Origin of the sequence: Aquisediminimonas profunda (assembly GCF_019443285.1) — a bacterium.
Taxonomy (GTDB): Bacteria; Pseudomonadota; Alphaproteobacteria; order Sphingomonadales; family Sphingomonadaceae; genus Aquisediminimonas; species Aquisediminimonas profunda.
Genome location: NZ_CP080327.1, coordinates 2,109,316 through 2,125,161 on the forward strand (window position 1 = coordinate 2,109,316; position 15,846 = coordinate 2,125,161).

General features: G+C 58.9%; 15 protein-coding genes. 9 read left to right on the forward strand and 6 right to left on the reverse strand.

Annotated features, from left to right (window positions below):
- Positions 1-105: 105 nt before the first annotated feature.
- Together K0O24_RS10515 and K0O24_RS10520 are read right to left on the reverse strand one after the other, a co-directional pair.
- Positions 106-429, reverse strand: a complete 324-nt coding sequence (locus K0O24_RS10515; protein WP_219892711.1) for a cell division protein ZapA — start codon at positions 427-429, stop codon at positions 106-108.
- Positions 422-628, reverse strand: a complete 207-nt coding sequence (locus tag K0O24_RS10520; RefSeq protein WP_219892712.1) for a hypothetical protein — start codon at positions 626-628, stop codon at positions 422-424. Before K0O24_RS10520 ends, K0O24_RS10515 begins: the two co-directional genes overlap by 8 nt.
- A gap of 150 nt (positions 629-778) precedes the next feature.
- On the opposite strand from K0O24_RS10520, the gene tkt reads away from it, so the two are divergent.
- The 7 genes from tkt (at position 779) to K0O24_RS10555 (ending at position 9,007) form a co-directional block, all read left to right on the forward strand.
- Positions 779-2,740, forward strand: coding sequence for a transketolase (gene tkt, locus K0O24_RS10525; protein ID WP_219892713.1), 1,962 nt, complete (start codon positions 779-781; stop codon positions 2,738-2,740).
- A gap of 20 nt (positions 2,741-2,760) precedes the next feature.
- Positions 2,761-3,768, forward strand: a complete 1,008-nt coding sequence (gene gap / locus K0O24_RS10530) for a type I glyceraldehyde-3-phosphate dehydrogenase (protein ID WP_219892714.1) — start codon at positions 2,761-2,763, stop codon at positions 3,766-3,768.
- Positions 3,768-4,961, forward strand: a complete 1,194-nt coding sequence (locus K0O24_RS10535; protein ID WP_219895589.1) for a phosphoglycerate kinase — start codon at positions 3,768-3,770, stop codon at positions 4,959-4,961. Before gap ends, K0O24_RS10535 begins: the two co-directional genes overlap by 1 nt.
- 38 nt (positions 4,962-4,999) lie before the next feature.
- Positions 5,000-5,893 carry a fructose bisphosphate aldolase gene (locus tag K0O24_RS10540; RefSeq protein ID WP_219892715.1) on the forward strand — a complete coding sequence of 298 codons (894 nt, stop codon included), beginning with the start codon at positions 5,000-5,002 and terminating at the stop codon, positions 5,891-5,893.
- 11 nt (positions 5,894-5,904) lie between these two features.
- Positions 5,905-6,576, forward strand: coding sequence for a thiamine phosphate synthase (thiE, locus tag K0O24_RS10545; protein ID WP_219892716.1), 672 nt, complete (start codon positions 5,905-5,907; stop codon positions 6,574-6,576).
- A 64-nt stretch (positions 6,577-6,640) separates the two neighbouring features.
- On the forward strand, positions 6,641-7,744 hold the full coding sequence (locus K0O24_RS10550) for an Rv3169 family protein (protein ID WP_219892717.1): 1,104 nt from the start codon (positions 6,641-6,643) through the stop codon (positions 7,742-7,744).
- A gap of 66 nt (positions 7,745-7,810) precedes the next feature.
- Positions 7,811-9,007, forward strand: coding sequence for a CaiB/BaiF CoA transferase family protein (locus K0O24_RS10555; RefSeq protein ID WP_219892718.1), 1,197 nt, complete (start codon positions 7,811-7,813; stop codon positions 9,005-9,007).
- Here the strand turns inward: K0O24_RS10555 and K0O24_RS10560 are convergent.
- The 4 genes from K0O24_RS10560 to K0O24_RS10575 form a co-directional block, all read right to left on the reverse strand.
- Positions 8,998-9,210, reverse strand: coding sequence for a hypothetical protein (locus K0O24_RS10560; RefSeq protein ID WP_219892719.1), 213 nt, complete (start codon positions 9,208-9,210; stop codon positions 8,998-9,000). The genes K0O24_RS10555 and K0O24_RS10560 overlap by 10 nt on opposite strands.
- Before the next feature lie 116 nt (positions 9,211-9,326).
- The gene (locus K0O24_RS10565; RefSeq protein ID WP_219892720.1) at positions 9,327-10,571 is read right to left on the reverse strand and encodes an N-succinylarginine dihydrolase; all 1,245 of its coding nucleotides are present in this window, start codon (positions 10,569-10,571) and stop codon (positions 9,327-9,329) included.
- A gap of 1 nt (position 10,572) precedes the next feature.
- A complete protein-coding gene (locus tag K0O24_RS10570; RefSeq protein WP_219892721.1) occupies positions 10,573-11,589 on the reverse strand; it encodes an arginine N-succinyltransferase in 1,017 nt (338 codons plus the stop codon).
- Positions 11,586-12,794 (reverse strand): hydrolase, encoded by a 1,209-nt coding sequence (locus K0O24_RS10575; RefSeq protein ID WP_219892722.1) that lies wholly within the window; start codon positions 12,792-12,794, stop codon positions 11,586-11,588. Before K0O24_RS10575 ends, K0O24_RS10570 begins: the two co-directional genes overlap by 4 nt.
- 129 nt (positions 12,795-12,923) lie before the next feature.
- On the opposite strand from K0O24_RS10575, the gene K0O24_RS10580 reads away from it, so the two are divergent.
- Positions 12,924-15,005 carry a malate synthase G gene (locus tag K0O24_RS10580; protein ID WP_219892723.1) on the forward strand — a complete coding sequence of 694 codons (2,082 nt, stop codon included), beginning with the start codon at positions 12,924-12,926 and terminating at the stop codon, positions 15,003-15,005.
- 57 nt (positions 15,006-15,062) lie between these two features.
- Positions 15,063-15,836, forward strand: a complete 774-nt coding sequence (locus K0O24_RS10585; protein WP_219892724.1) for an SDR family NAD(P)-dependent oxidoreductase — start codon at positions 15,063-15,065, stop codon at positions 15,834-15,836.
- The last annotated feature ends 10 nt before the right edge of the window (positions 15,837-15,846 follow it).

Sequence of the window (15,846 nt, forward strand, 5' to 3'; positions counted from 1 at the left end):
GATCATATACCCAGACCAGGGCCTGGACAGGGACAACCCCCATGGATGTTGAATCGCCTCAGGGATGTTCGAAGGCTCGCACCAGGCAGTTCCGCCTCATGCAATCTAGGAGTGCTGGGAGAGGTTCTCAACCCTTGTTGCGATCAATTCGATGCGATCAGCGAGTCTTTCGAGCGCTGCGGTCATTTGTCCTGGGATCGCGGGAGCCGCAACTGGGGTATTACCCCGACTTCCTTCGAGCGTTTCGTCAGCGAACAGAAGGGCTGAAAGCAGCAATTGGCGGACCTCGCTTGCGTTCCCAACGGCATTGCGAGCTTCCATGGCTTTTGCATTGACCATTTCGCCCAAGCGTTCGAGGTGCGCTTCTTCACCGTCCCGGCAGGCCAGCTTGTATTGGTAGCCTCCGACAGAGAGCGTGACTTCAGCCATTTGAAATACCAGAAAGCAACAGATCAAGGTCAGCCACGGCGCGGCGCGTTTCTTCACTGAGGGCTCTATGCCGGGCTGTCATTTCGGCCAGCGCCAAGTCGTTTGTCCGGGATTGGGAAGTCTGGGCAGTCGCGGCTTCTATTCGTGCCAAAGCCCGTTCAATTCTTTCAATCGCGGTAAACGCCCCGTTATCGCTCATGATGCAAGGCATAGCATGTCAAAACCGTTGGACAAGTCCCTCATGAACTTGGCTGTTTTTCAGGCGGTTGACGCAAGAGCGCGGGCGAGACAAAGGAACCGCGCCGCAAGGGTGGGCGAGTCGCTCCCCATTTATCCGCAAGGGATCGAAATGACCGCAGCGCCGCAACAGCTTGCCAACGCCATACGGGCGCTTTCGATGGATGCAGTACAGGCCGCAAATTCAGGCCATCCTGGCATGCCGATGGGCATGGCAGATGTCGCAACCACTTTGTTCACGCGCTACCTGAAGTTTGATGCGCAACAGCCCCGTTGGGCTGATCGTGACCGTTTTGTCCTATCAGCCGGCCACGGCTCGATGCTGGCCTATAGTGCGCTGCATCTGTCCGGCTATGCTCGGCCAACGATGGATGACATCCGGAACTTTCGGCAACTTCATAGCCCGTGTGCCGGCCATCCCGAAAATCATGAGCTCGAAGGTGTCGAGTCGACGACGGGGCCCCTCGGTCAAGGCCTTGCCATGGCCGTTGGCATGGCAATTGCGGAACGCCACCTCAACGCAGTCTTTGGTGACGATCTTGTCGATCATCGCACTTGGGTCATCGCTGGCGATGGTTGTCTTATGGAAGGCATCAATCATGAGGCCATTGGCTTGGCAGGCCATCTTGGCCTCGGCCGGCTGATTGTCCTTTGGGATGACAACAAGATTACCATCGATGGCAAGACGGACTTGTCGACAAGTGAAGACATACCTGCCCGGTTCCGGGCCACAGGGTGGCACACAGAGAGTTGTGACGGGCACGATTTTGCCGATATTACGCGTGCAATCGATGCAGCGCTGGCCGATGGACGCCCCTCGCTCGTTGCGTGTCGGACATTGATCGGCAAAGGCGCGCCGAACAAGCAAGGCACGTCTGCAACGCACGGCAGTCCCTTGGGAGCCGATGAAGTGGCAGCAGCGCGCGAAGCGCTTGGATGGCCCTGGCCGCCGTTTGAAGTGCCTGCCGATATTCGCGACACCTGGCTTGAGGCAGGACGCAGGGGTGTCCCTGTCCGGCAGGCATGGGAAGCGCGCGTTTCGGCTCATCCGCAAGGCAACGAGTTGCTGCGCCGGATGCGTGGTGAACTGCCCGAGGGCAGGGCCATGCAGGACTATCTGGCTTCGCTTTGCGAGTCGAAGCCCAATGTTGCGACCCGCAAGTCCAGCGAGATGGCTCTGGAGGCAATCACCGCAGTGCTGCCTGAAATGATTGGCGGATCGGCCGATCTCACGGGGTCGAACAACACCAAGACCAAGTCGACCGGTCCGTTGACCAAGGACGATTACTCAGGTCGCTACATCTACTACGGCATCCGCGAGTTCGGCATGGCGGCAGCCATGAACGGGATGGCGCTGCACGGCGGGATTATTCCCTATGGTGGCACATTCCTCGTCTTTTCCGACTATTGCCGCAATGCCATCCGGCTATCCTCGATCCAACGCCAGCGCGTGATATACGTCATGACGCATGACAGCATTGGCTTGGGTGAAGACGGCCCGACGCATCAGCCAATTGAACATGTGATGAGTTTGCGTGCCATGCCGGGACTCAATGTCTTTCGTCCCGCCGATGCGGTTGAAACAGCGGAATGCTGGGCCTTGTCGCTCAAGCGCACGGACGGTCCGTCCCTGTTGGCGCTTTCGCGGCAAAATTTGCCAGCCGTGCGGTTTGACACTTCGGAAAACCTGAGTGCGCGTGGTGCATATCGACTCAAGGGAGCACAAAACGCGCGCAAGGTCGTCTTGTTGGCAACCGGGTCTGAAGTCTCGCTCGCACTTGATGTCGCAAAGGCCCTTGAGGGTGCCGGAATTGGCAGCGACGTCGTTTCAATGCCTTGCTCTGAGCTGTTTGACGCGCAAGACAAATCCTACCGTTCCGAATTGCTGCCGCGAGATGCGCTGATCGTTTCCATTGAAGCGGGGGTGACGCTTGGCTGGGAACGCTATACAGGCCTGGATGGTCTTAACATCGGTATCAACAGTTTCGGGGCTTCCGCTCCGGCCGAGGCTCTGTTCGACTATTTCGGCCTCACTGTAGAGAAGATTGTTCCACAAATCACTGCTATATTATAGTCTTAGAGGGAGTTTTGAATATGGCGACGAAAGTTGCGATCAATGGTTTCGGACGCATCGGGCGGTTGGTCGCCCGTGCCATCCTCGAGCGCCCCGATTGCGGGCTCGAACTGGTTGCGATCAACGACCTTGCTGATGCCAAGTCGAACGCGATGCTTTTCAAACGCGACAGTGTGCACGGAACTTTCCCGGGTGATGTCAAGGCAGATGGAAACGACATCGTCGTCAATGGCAAGCGTATACACGTCACTGCCGAGCGCGATCCGGCAAACCTGCCGCACGCGGCTAACGGCATCGATATTGCCCTTGAATGCACAGGTTTCTTTACGGATGCTGAAAGCGCCGGCAAGCACTTGACCGCGGGCGCGAAGCGCGTGCTCGTGTCTGCCCCGGCCAAGGGGGTAGACCTGACCGTTGTGTATGGCGTCAACCACGACAAATTGACCGCCGATCACAAGATCGTATCGAATGCGTCATGCACGACAAACTGCCTCGCTCCTGTCGCGAAGGTCCTGAACGATGCAATTGGCATCGAACGCGGGCTTATGACGACCATCCACGCCTATACGAACGACCAGAAGATCCTGGACCAGATTCATCCGGACATGCGCCGCGCGCGTGCCGCTGCCATGTCGATGATCCCGACCACGACGGGTGCTGCGCGCGCTGTCGGAGAGGTCCTTCCCGAACTCAAAGGCAAGCTGGACGGCTCAGCCGTGCGAGTCCCGACCCCGAATGTCAGCATGGTCGACCTGACCTTCACACCAAAGCGCGACACGACGCGCGATGAGGTGAACGCGATCCTTAAGGCGGCGTCGGAAGGGGCGTTGAAGGGCGTCCTTGATTATACGGATGAACCGCTCGTTTCGATCGATCTCAACCATTGCAGCGCCAGTTCAACGGTCGACAGCCTCGAAACCGCCGTGCTGGAAGGCAAGCTCGTGCGTGTCCTCAGCTGGTACGACAATGAATGGGGCTTTTCGAACCGGATGGTCGATACGGCAGGCGCCATCGCCAAGCTGATCTGATGGCTTTCCGGACGCTGGACGACATGGGTGATATTTCGGGCAAGCGGGTGCTTGTCCGGGAAGATCTCAATGTCCCGATGGCGGATGGCGTGGTTAGCGATGATACCCGTCTGAGGGCTACGATCGCCACTCTGTCGGAACTTGCTGATCGAGGCGCCAAGGTTCTGGTGTTGGCGCACTTCGGGCGCCCCAAAGGGCAGCCGGTTGCCAGCATGTCGCTCCGGCAAGTCGTGCCGGCGTTGTCTGAGGTGCTGGGACGGGGCGTCGATTTTCTTGAGGATTGTTGCGGTGAACTGATCGCAAGCAAGGTGCAAGATCTTCCCAATGGAGCCATCTGCGTCCTTGAAAACACGCGTTTTCACAGCGGGGAAGAGAAGAATGATCCAGCCCTGGTCAGGGAAATGGCGAAGTTGGGTGATTTCTATGTGAATGACGCCTTTTCTGCCGCGCACCGGGCGCATGCCTCTACCGAAGGGCTTGCCCATGCGCTCCCCGCATTTGCCGGTCGTGCCATGCAGGCCGAACTTGAGGCGCTTCAGAAAGCACTTGGAAAGCCGGAAAAGCCCGTTGCAGCGGTTGTGGGAGGGGCGAAAGTCTCGACCAAGCTTGACGTCCTGAAGCACCTTGTTGCGCGCGTTGATCATCTGATCATTGGCGGTGGAATGGCGAACACGTTTCTCGCAGCGCGCGGCGTCAATGTCGGGAAGTCTCTGTGCGAACATGATCTTACAGCCACGGCCAATGACATTCTCGACGCGGCGGACAAGGCTGGCTGCACTGTCCATTTGCCCTATGACGTTGTCGTCGCCAAGCAGTTTGCGGCCAATCCGCCGACACGCACTGTAAACGTGCACGAGGTCGCGGCCGATGAAATGATCCTTGATGTAGGGCCCGCGGCAGTCGAAGCGCTTGCGGATGTATTGAAGACTTGCCGAACCCTCGTCTGGAACGGCCCGATGGGGGCATTCGAAACGCCACCATTTGACGCGGCGACCGTCGCATTGGCCCGCACGGCGGCCGCGCTGACGATTGAAGGGTCTCTGGTGTCGGTGGCTGGTGGTGGCGATACGGTCGCAGCGCTGAACCATGCAGGGGTAGCGGCTGATTTCACCTTTGTCTCGACTGCGGGCGGCGCCTTCCTCGAGTGGATGGAAGGTCGCGTGTTGCCTGGCGTTGAGGCTCTCGAGAGTTAGATCAGTAATAGAAAAATTTAGCGGAGTTTATTAAGATCATGTCCGAATTGAATTTGGCCGAAAAGATTGCGACGGGTTCAGGATTCATTGCCGCGCTGGATCAAAGCGGAGGGTCCACACCCAAAGCCTTGAAGGGCTACGGGATTGAGGAAGGTGCGTGGAACAGCGACGAGGAAATGTTTGCCCTAATCCACGCCATGCGTTCGCGCATCATCACCTCGCCGGCATTTACCGGGGACAAGGTTCTGGGTGCTATCCTCTTCGAGCGGACCATGGACGGCCAGGTCGGTGGCGTTCCTGCACCGCAGGCCCTGATTGAGCGCGGTGTCGTTCCCTTCATCAAGATCGACAAGGGCCTTGAGGACGAAGCAAACGGCGTTCAGCTCATGAAGCCCATGCCCGATCTGGAAGTCCTTCTCAGCCGCGCCCGCGGCTTGGGTGTGTTTGGCACCAAGGAGCGATCAGTCATAAACCTTGCCAATCGTGAAGGCATTGCTGCGATCGTGGCCCAACAGGTTGAAGTTGGCCTGCAGGTTCTGGCAAGCGGCCTTGTGCCGATCCTGGAGCCGGAGGTGAACATCAAGAGCCCGGAACGGGCCGATGCAGATGCCATTCTGCTCGATGAGCTGGCTCGGCAACTCTCGGCAATGCCGGGTGACGCAAAGGTGATGCTCAAGCTCTCCCTGCCCGTAAAGCCGGGCCATTTTGACGCTCTGGTCGACCATCCGCGAGTACTGCGTGTGGTGGCACTGTCGGGCGGATACAAAAGGCCCGAAGCCTGCGTGGAACTGGCCAAGAATCGCGGCATCATTGCGAGCTTCAGCCGCGCTTTGCTGGAGGATCTGCGCGCCGGGATGAGCGACGATGAATTCAATGCCTCGCTCGGGGGCGCAATAGATGAAATTTACGCTGCCTCGACCTTCAAGGGCTGAGTTGGAAGGGGATGGACGAACAGGATCTGGACCCGGACTTCGCGGAACGCTTCCATCGGGAACGGCGTCCGCCATGCCAGCTCTATCTGATTTCGCCGCAAACTCTGTCGGCAGGCTTTGAAGATCGCCTCAGGGCAGCGCTGGACGCGGCACCGGTTGCAGCATTCCAGCTCCGCCTCAAGGGCATTGATGATCATGCAATTGCCCGCGCTGCGGAGCCGCTCCAGAAGATCTGCGCGGACCATGATACGGCGTTCATCATCAACGACAGTATCAGCCTGGCCAAAAGGCTGGGCGCTGACGGTGTTCATCTCGGTCAGGACGATGGCGATCCTCGCGATGCGCGTGCGATACTTGGCAAGGATGTGCAAATCGGTGTCACCTGCCACAACAGCCGGCACCTTGCGATGGAAGCGGGCGAAGCCGGAGCAGACTATGTTGCATTCGGCGCATTCTATCCGACCGGTACAAAGAAGGTGGAATATTTTGCGGAACCTGAAATTCTCAGCTGGTGGAATACCCTGTTTCCGCTGCCCTGCGTGGCGATTGGCGGGATTACGCCACAGAATGCTCCGCCACTTGTAGCGGCGGGAGCGGATTTCATTGCGGTTTCAGGTGCCGTCTGGAATGCAAGCGAAGGAGAAGCTTCAGCTGTTCTTGCATTTAGCGGCATATTGGCCTGATTGGCATGGTACGAAGCTCCAGTGAGGCGGCTGTCGGACTTGGAGCGAAGAGGGAGAGGCATTGATGCTGACCAAGGGCGATGAGTATCCGATCCACCAGACGCCAGAGCCGATTGCCTTTTCCGGCACGGACCGGAATTTCTATGATCGTTATTTCTTCTGCGGCTATAATCCGGACGGCAGCGGCTATTTTGCTGCGGCATTTGGCGTCTATCCACACCTGAACATTGCCGACGCGCATTTTTCGACCCTTCGCGACGGAACCCAGCACTGCGTCCACGCTTCGCGTCTCTTGAACATGGAGCGCATGGACCTCCAGGTCGGTCCGATCCGGATTGAAGTGATCGAGCCGCTCCAAAAGATTCGGCTGATCATAGATGACCATGAAGGCGTCGCAGCTGATGTAGTTTTCACAGGACGCGCCGGGCCGTTGCAGGAACCGCGCTTTACCCGGCGCAGCGGGCCGCGACTCTTCATGGATCTGACCCGCTTCACCCAGAACATGGGCGTGACGGGCTGGACATCCGTCGACGGCCAGCGGATTGATTATAGCCACGGTCTTGGCACACGAGACAGGAGCTGGGGAGTCCGCCCTATTGGTGCAGCTGATACCCAACCGGTTGTACCGATGGCTTTACCTCAATTCTATTGGCTTTGGGCCCCAACGAACTTTCCCGGTCTCTCCCTTTTTGCCCATGTGAACGAGGATGATACCGGCGCTCCCTGGAACAGCCGTGCCGCGCTTGCCATGGATGGGGCCGGCCAAGGCGAAGTCCTGCATTTGAAGGACGAGCATTTCACGGTCGACTGGTTGCCGGGGACACGTCATGCTCGATCGGTGACGCTTGACGTGGTCGATCCATCCGGTCGGGATCATCAGGTGAGTTGGACGCCAATCGCGCAATTCCAGATGAAAGGCATCGGCTATGGCCATCCGGAATGGACTCATGGCGGCTGGAAAGGCGAACTGTCCGTCGCGAGAGAGGATTTCAGGCCTGATGGGCTCGATCCGCTGCTTTTGCCTCATCTGCACGTACAGACGCTGTGCTCGGCACGCCACGAAGGCGGTGGCGCGGCTTCCGACGGCATTGGTATAGTCGAGCAGCTTGTCATTGGCCCGCATAAGCCAAGTCGCTTTGTCGGGCTTAACGACGGTGCAAGTGGCTAGTCGCGCCGAGCGGAACTGCGGCGCAACGCATTTGACATTTCGGCTTGGGCAACGACAGTAAGTGTCATGACACAGAGACCCGCTCCACTTACCGGCCGCCGAATTCTCGACCTATCCCGCGTCCTTGCCGGCCCTTGGTGCACGATGATTCTGGCTGACCTTGGCGCAGAGGTAATCAAGGTCGAAAATCCTCATGGCGGCGATGATACGCGCGCGTGGGGTCCGCCTGATGCTGCGGGAGAATCGGCCTATTATCTGTGCGCGAACCGCAACAAGAAATCCGTTGCGATCGATCTGTCGTGCGCGGCCGGGCAAGAGGCTGTGAAAGCTATTGCGGCGACGTCCGATGTGCTTGTCGAGAATTTCAAATTAGGTGGGCTCGACAAATATGGTCTTGGTTACGACCAGCTGTCTCAACAATTCCCCGGCCTCATCTATTGCTCGATCTCCGGCTACGGCCGCCATAGTCCGCGTGCGGCAGAGCCAGGATATGATTATGTCATTCAAGCTGAAGGTGGCATGATGGCGATCAATGGTGACGCGGACCGGCCGCCCGTAAAGGTGGCCGTAGCAGTTGCCGACCTCTTTACGGGCATGTTTGCGGCGCAGGCTATCCTTGCAGCCATCATTGCCAAGGACCGGGACGGCCTTGGCCAGCATATCGACATGGCGCTGTTTGATGCCCAGTTGGCCATGCTGGCCAACGTCGGATCGGGCGCGCTCGTATCCGGCAAGGAGCCGGTACGCTATGGCAATGCCCATCCCACGGTTGTGCCTTACCAGACTTTTGAAACTGCTGATGTCGCCATTGTGATCTCTGTCGGGAATGATCATCAGTTCGGTCACCTGTGCCGCGAACTTCTGAAAAGGCCGGACATCGCCGACGATGAACGCTTTGCAACGAATAGCGCACGCGTAATCCATCGCGAGGCGCTGATCCCGATCCTTCGGGACCTGATCCGCCAGCATCCCAGCGAATGGTGGCTGACGGAACTCCGTCGTGTCGGGGTGCCATGCGGCGCGGTCCGTTCCATGCACGCCGCCTTGTCGGCTCCGGAAGCCATTGCACGTGACATGGTCTTGAGCGTTGCCCACCCGCTTGCCGGGCATGTGCCTTTGATCGGCTCTCCATTGAAGCTGGCCGATACGCCTGTCGTGACGCCGAAGGCGCCGCCGCTGCTTGGCGAACATAGTATGGATGTGCTGGGTGGGTTGCTGGGTTATGATGCCGCGCAGATTGCGGCGGCTGCGGGTCAGACCTGAGCGCGCACAGCGTCCAGGATCTTGGCGCCGCCCATGAAGACTGCACCTGTGCAGGCAAGGAAAAGCAGCTTTCCTCCGAAACCGGGATATTGGTCGAGGTAGATAATTCCGCGTTCTACAGACCCGAGCGCCAGCGCATAAATAATGGCGTAGGCTTCCCATTTGGTCTTGATGATGAACAGTCTTTTTATCTTTGCTCCCATAGGCAGAAGTTAAGCAAGCATCGAGCCAAGCCCGGAAATCGGGGATTCACCTGTTGAGACTTATGGTTAATTGTAAATTAATCCGACACTTTGGGCGATTGCTCGGCAGCCGTCGATTACGCCAGTTCTCCAAGATCGAGCGCCATCAGCAGTGACGCGCGGGCTTGGCCAATCTGGTGCCAGAGCTCGGGGTCGGCAAGCCGGCCCGGTTCGATTGTTTCGGGCCAATGCGTGGCGACGATGTCTTCGATGCGATCCAACGTAGCGTCATCAACAAGGAAGCGGGGATCGACTGTTTCCGGATCACAGACGACCCGCAGCCGAAGGCAGGCCGGGCCACCGCCGTTGGCCATCGACTGACGAACGTCGACGGGGATCAGCTGGCGGATCGGGCCATCACCCGCGACCATTTCCGAGAGCCAGCGCCAAACCCGCGAGTTGTCCTGCGCTTCGGTCGGGAGGACTAATGCCATTCCCCCGTTTGGAAGTGTCACCAGTTGGGCATTGAACAGGTAGGACTGAATTGCATCGGACAGGCTGACAGCGGCCGTGGGGACCTCAACGATCTCGACCTGCGGCAGCAGCGCCCGCAGATCCCTGTAAAAACTGTCCTTGTCTGCAAAAGCCAGTTCGTGTGCGAAAAGGACGCGCTCGTTTGCAACAGCGACAACGTCGTTGTGGAAGGCTCCAGCTGCAATTGCTTCTTCCGATTGCTGGACGAATAACGCTCGCGAGACACCATGGAGCCGCGCGACCGACCTTGACGCTTCGATGTGCTGGCGTGCGGGGAAGGGACCGCCTGTCACGCCGTAAACAAAAATCTCGACGCCCGGCGCATCATGCATCGCTGAAAGCCGCATGTGATTGGCAGCGCCTTCGTCACCAAATGGCGCTGGAATAGGGCCATGCACAGTGAAGGCCGGATTGGCGAATGCCAATCGGAGTTGTGCCAATGTGCCCTGCCATTCGTGACTGCGATGCGGCATCGTCACGAGGTTAGCGACGGTCAGGTGACATGTCCCGTCTTCAGTGTCGGCGGCAGGCGAAACCGTTGCCGCATTGGCCGCCCACATTGACGACGCGGACAGGGCATTGGCAAGCAATTCGACCGGTGCCGTTTCGGGAGCACATCCGAGCGATGCCAGCCAGGCGCGATCCGGCCTGCTTTGTGGCAGGAAGACTCCTTGCGTCAGGCCAAGTGCAATATTGGCACGCATCTTGGCGATTCCCTGGAGGGCTGCCGAGCGAGGCTGCGACGTGCCGCCGGCATTTTTTGCGGACGCCAGATTGCCGAGGCTCAGACCGGCATAATTGTGACTGGGGCCGATCAGTCCGTCGAAATTGATCTCCACAACTGCCATCTTACCACCGTGCGACATGAGTGATCGTGTCGCCCTTTCCTACGCCCAGCGCCTTTGCGCCTTCCGGGTCGATCAGAACGCCACCGTCAACAGGGCTGATGTGTGCATAGGCCGCCTTGAATCCCGACAGTCGGCCATGCGCTGCAAGCACCTTTGTCTCTCCACCCTGCTGGATATCGACAATCGTGCTGTCCTGGGCCTCGCAAATGCTGCGGACCATATCGGTGCGCGCGGTCATCGTCGGCCCACCGTCAAAAATGTCGATATAGTTTTCCCAGCGGAATCCTTCATTTTCGAGCATGCGCATTGCGGCGCGGCCCGACGGGTGGGGCAAGCCGATCACCGCTCGTGCCGTTTCGGGCAGCATTGCAGTGTAGATCGGGTGTTTTGGCATAAGGTCTGCGATAAACTGGTTGCCGTTGACCGCATTGAATTGATCGGCGTCCTGAAAATTCATGCCAAAGAAGCGTCCTGCAACGCCATCCCAGAACGGCGATCCGCCCGCTTCATCAATGATGCCCCGCAATTCCGCCAGAATCCGGTCTGCAAAGCGAGCACGATGATTGCGGATGAAGAGGTAGCGGCTCCTCGCAATGAGCATGCCAAGACCGCCAGCTCGCTCCCCAGGGTGCAGAAACAAACCACCGACTTCGCTCGATCCTTCAAGGTCCGTCGAAAGGGTCAGCATGTCTGCCCTGAAAGTGCGACCGAGCTCCTCACTGTGCTGCGTCAGCGCCCCAATGCGATAGGAGTAGAACGGCCACTTCTGCCCGACCTGGGAAAAGAGCTGGCATGTTCCCCGAACATCGCCATGGTCGGTGTTTTCAAGGACAAGGACAAACAGGTCGTCGCCGAGCACATCATCGTCTCGATCGAATGCCAGGATGGATTTTTCGATCTTCGCTGCCAGTGACTTCCGGTCAGGGGGCAGGTTCGTAAAGCCCCCGCCGGTCAGCTTTGCCATTTCGTAAAGCGGCTGCAGATCGAGCGCATTGGCGGCGCGAATCCTGAAGGTCATACGCGGCCCTTTTCTGCAAGCCGCATAAGGGTAAGCGCCGAAAGCTGCGCGCGCTCGGCTAGGCTGTCCACGATCAGAAACTCCTCGTCAGAATGAATGGCACCGCCACGCGGTCCCATCGTATCCACGACGGGCACGCCGCACGCGGCGATGTTATTACCGTCGCAAACGCCCCCCGTCGCTTTCCACTCTACTGCCAGACCGAGATCGTTTCCGCAATCGCGGACCAGCGCGAAAAGCTTTCCGGCAGCTTCATCGATTGGCTTGGGCGGGCGGTTGAATCCACCGTGGAGGTGACAGTGAACGCCATGTTCGCGCGATATGGCAGCCATGTTGTCCTTCAGCATGCTTTCTGCGGCTATCATGTCGTCGGGTGACATCGGTCGCATGTTGACGCGGAGAATGGCGTGGTCCGGGACGATGTTGTTGGGACCCCCGCCGTCGATCCGCGCCGGATTGACCTTCAATCCAGGCGATTTTGCCGCGTTGAGGCGAAGGGCCAGGTCGGCCGCTGCCAGCAATGCATTGCGTCCGTCTTCCGGGTTGCGCCCGGCGTGCGCGGCCTTGCCGTGTATTGTAATTGAAAAATTGCCGCTGCCGGGCCGCGCGCCGGCCAGAGTCCCGTCGGGCAGAGCTGGTTCGTAAGTGAGCGCAGCAATCTTGCCCCTTGCCAGTTCCGCGATCAGGCGTGCCGAGGCATGACTGCCGGTCTCCTCATCCGAGTTGATCAGCACGTCATAGCCGATACGCCCTGCCCAGGGCGACGCTTCAAGCGCGCCAAGAGCAGCGAGGATGACAGAGAGTCCGCCTTTCATGTCGGCTGTCCCCGGGCCGTTGAGGACCCCGGCTTCGAGCCAGCGGAGCGACTGAAAAGGATGATCGACGGCAAACACCGTATCCATATGTCCGGTCAGCAATACCCGAACAGGAGCTTCAGGCCGGACAGCGAGATGGAGATGTTTGCCACGCTCGATTGCCTTGATCGACCCGTCGGCAAGGACCGCTTCGACAGGCTCGGCCTCGACGAGGCGTATTGTTCCCGGCAGGGCAGCAAAGGCATTTGCAAGTTTTCTGGACACAAGGTCGAGTCCGGCAAGGTTTCCGGTCCCTGAATTGACTGCGGCCCAGTCTTCGACCTGGGCAAGCATCGGTGCGTCGGCTGCAATTTCCAGGGCAGCCCGTTCCTGCGAAGTAAGTGACGACATGCAGCGCTTATAGCGCGGAGTTCACGACAAGCCACTGTTGCCAATTCCCGGCGCGCTCGGCATAGCGCCCTCGCGATTCAACCCCTCCCCAGGAAGAACGCGTCATCGTAAATTTCGAAGGGGTTTTTCATGTCTGTCTATGTCGATCGTGCTGGCCTGAAGGTTGCGGAAGAGCTTGCCGGATTCGTCGAAGGGCCAGCGATTGCCGGAATCGGGATTGCGGCTGAAGCCATTTGGACCGGGCTTGCTGCGATACTTGACCGTTTCGTTCCGATGAATCGTGCCTTGCTTGCCAAACGCGACGCCCTTCAGTCGAAAATCGACGACTGGCACCGCGCCAACCCCGGTCCGATTGCAGACATGCCTGCCTATCAAGCCTTCTTGCGCGAAATCGGCTATCTCGTTCCCGAGCCTGCGCCCTTCACAATCGGGACCGTGAATGTGGACGCCGAAATTGCGACGATGGCCGGACCGCAACTCGTTGTGCCCTCGCTCAATGACCGTTTCGTCTTGAATGCCGCAAACGCGCGCTGGGGAAGTCTCTATGACGCCCTGTATGGCACCGATGCGCTCGACGCACCCCCGGCCCGGCCGGGCGGCTACGACGTCCAGCGCGGTGAAGCCGTCATCCGACGCGCCAAGGCATTCCTCGATGAGGCCGTTCCGCTTGCCGCTGGCGTTTGGGCAGACTGGAAAGGCGAGACTCCGCATCTGGCCAACCCGGCGCAGCTGATAGCGCGGAAGCCGGGAGGCTGGCTTTTCCGGCACAATGGCCTGCACATCGAGCTGGTGATCGATCCGGCCCATCCAATCGGCAAGACGGATCCGGCAAACATCGCCGATGTTGTTCTGGAAGCAGCCCTTACGACGATTGTCGACCTTGAGGATTCGGTTGCGGCGGTGGACGCAGAAGACAAGGTGGCTGCTTACACAAACTGGCTCGGCCTGATGCGTGGCGATCTGGAAGCAAGCTTCGAAAAGGGCGGTCGCACATTGACGCGCAAGCTTGAAGCTGACCGCGACTGGGGAGACGTCGTCCTCCATGGCCGCAGCGTGCTATTCGTACGCAACGTCGGCCATCTGATGACCAATCCTGCTGTTCTGCTTCCGGATGGGTCCGAAGCCCCGGAAGGCATTCTTGATGCCGTGTTCACCGTCCTGTGCGCCCTGCATGACCTCAAAGGCCTAGGCAAACTCAAGAATTCGCGCGCCGGCAGTGTCTATATCGTCAAGCCGAAAATGCATGGGCCCGAGGAAGCGGCGTTCACGAATGACCTGTTTGACGCTGTCGAGGATCTTTATGGCCTTGCGCGCCACACCGTGAAAGTTGGGGTGATGGACGAGGAGCGCCGGACATCCGCCAATCTAGCGGCCTGCATCTACGCCGTGCGAGACAGGATCGTCTTCATCAACACCGGTTTCCTCGATCGTACCGGTGATGAAATGCATACTGCGATGCAGTCCGGTGCGATGATCCGCAAGGGCGCCATGAAAACGTCCAGCTGGATCCAGGCTTATGAGGCTCGCAATGTCCAGATCGGACTTGCCTGTGGCCTTTCAGGACGGGCACAGATCGGCAAGGGCATGTGGGCCGCACCCGACATGATGGCTGACATGATGGTCCAGAAGATCGGACATCCGCGTGCGGGGGCCAATACGGCCTGGGTCCCATCGCCGACTGCGGCCACGCTCCACGCCATGCACTATCATCAGTGCGATGTGTTTGCGCGGCAGGCCGAATTGGCAAAGGAACCGACGCCCAGTCTGGATCCGCTGCTTACAATCCCGGTTTCGCCGAAGGGGCATAATTGGACGGAAGAGGAGGTTCGTGAAGAGCTGGAGAACAATGCTCAGGGGATCCTCGGATATGTCGTGCGCTGGATCGATCAGGGCGTTGGCTGTTCCAAGGTGCCGGACATTCATGACATCGGCCTGATGGAAGACCGGGCTACTTTGCGCATTTCTTCGCAGCATATTGCCAATTGGCTGCTGCACGGCGTTGCAACGGAAGCCCAGGTCGATGCGGCGCTGGCCAAAATGGCCGCCAAGGTTGACGCGCAGAATGCCGACGATCCGCTTTACCGCAAGCTGACTCCGGACAGTATTGCATTTCAGGCTGCGCGCGCACTCATATTCGAAGGGGTGTCCCAGCCGAACGGTTATACCGAACCGCTGCTCCACAAATTCAGGCAGCGGGTGAAAGCAGGCTAACGGAGCGCTTGCCCTGTCGAACGGGCCTGTTACGCTTGTTCGACAAAGGAGAGGGACATGACGGAACTTCAAGGGCGCGTCGCGCTTGTGACGGGGGCATCGCGCGGAATCGGACTGGCTACGGCCCGAGCGCTGGCGGGGGCTGGCGCGCGTGTCATCGTCAGCGACCTGGAAGCGCCGGAAGATCTGGCCAGGGAACTCGGCGGCCTTGCGTTGCGACAGGATGTGACGAGCGAGAACGAATGGGTGGATGCGGTTGCGTTTGCAAAGGCCGAAGCTGGCGGGCTCGACATCCTTGTCAATAATGCCGGGCTTTTCCTTGCCAAGCCGGTTACTGAGACGACTTTGGACGAATGGCGCACGCTTCACGCCGTCAATGTCGAAGGCGTCTTCCTCGGCTGCAAGCATGCCATTCCTGCTTTGGCTGAACGCTCCGCAAAATGGAGTGGCGGAACGTCGATCATCAACCTCTCGTCGGTAGCCGGCATAATGGGGAGCGGCATGGCGAGTTGTTACAACGCCTCAAAAGGCGCGGTCAGGCTCTTTACGAAAGGTGTCGCCCTGGAAGTCGCTTCGCTCAAGATTCGGGTCAATTCCGTCCACCCGGGCATCATAGAGACGGATATGGGGAATGATCTGGTGCATCGTTTTTCGGAGAGATCCGGAGCAGGCGACAATGAGACACGCGTGGCACTGTCGCAGCTCCATCCGCTCGGCCACTTTGGAACGGCTGCAAATGTTGCAGACGCAGTGACGTTCCTCGCTTCGGATCGTGCAGCCTTCATGACCGGATCGGAACTTGTGGTCGATGGCGGCTTTACCGCTCAATAAAGGGAACTGG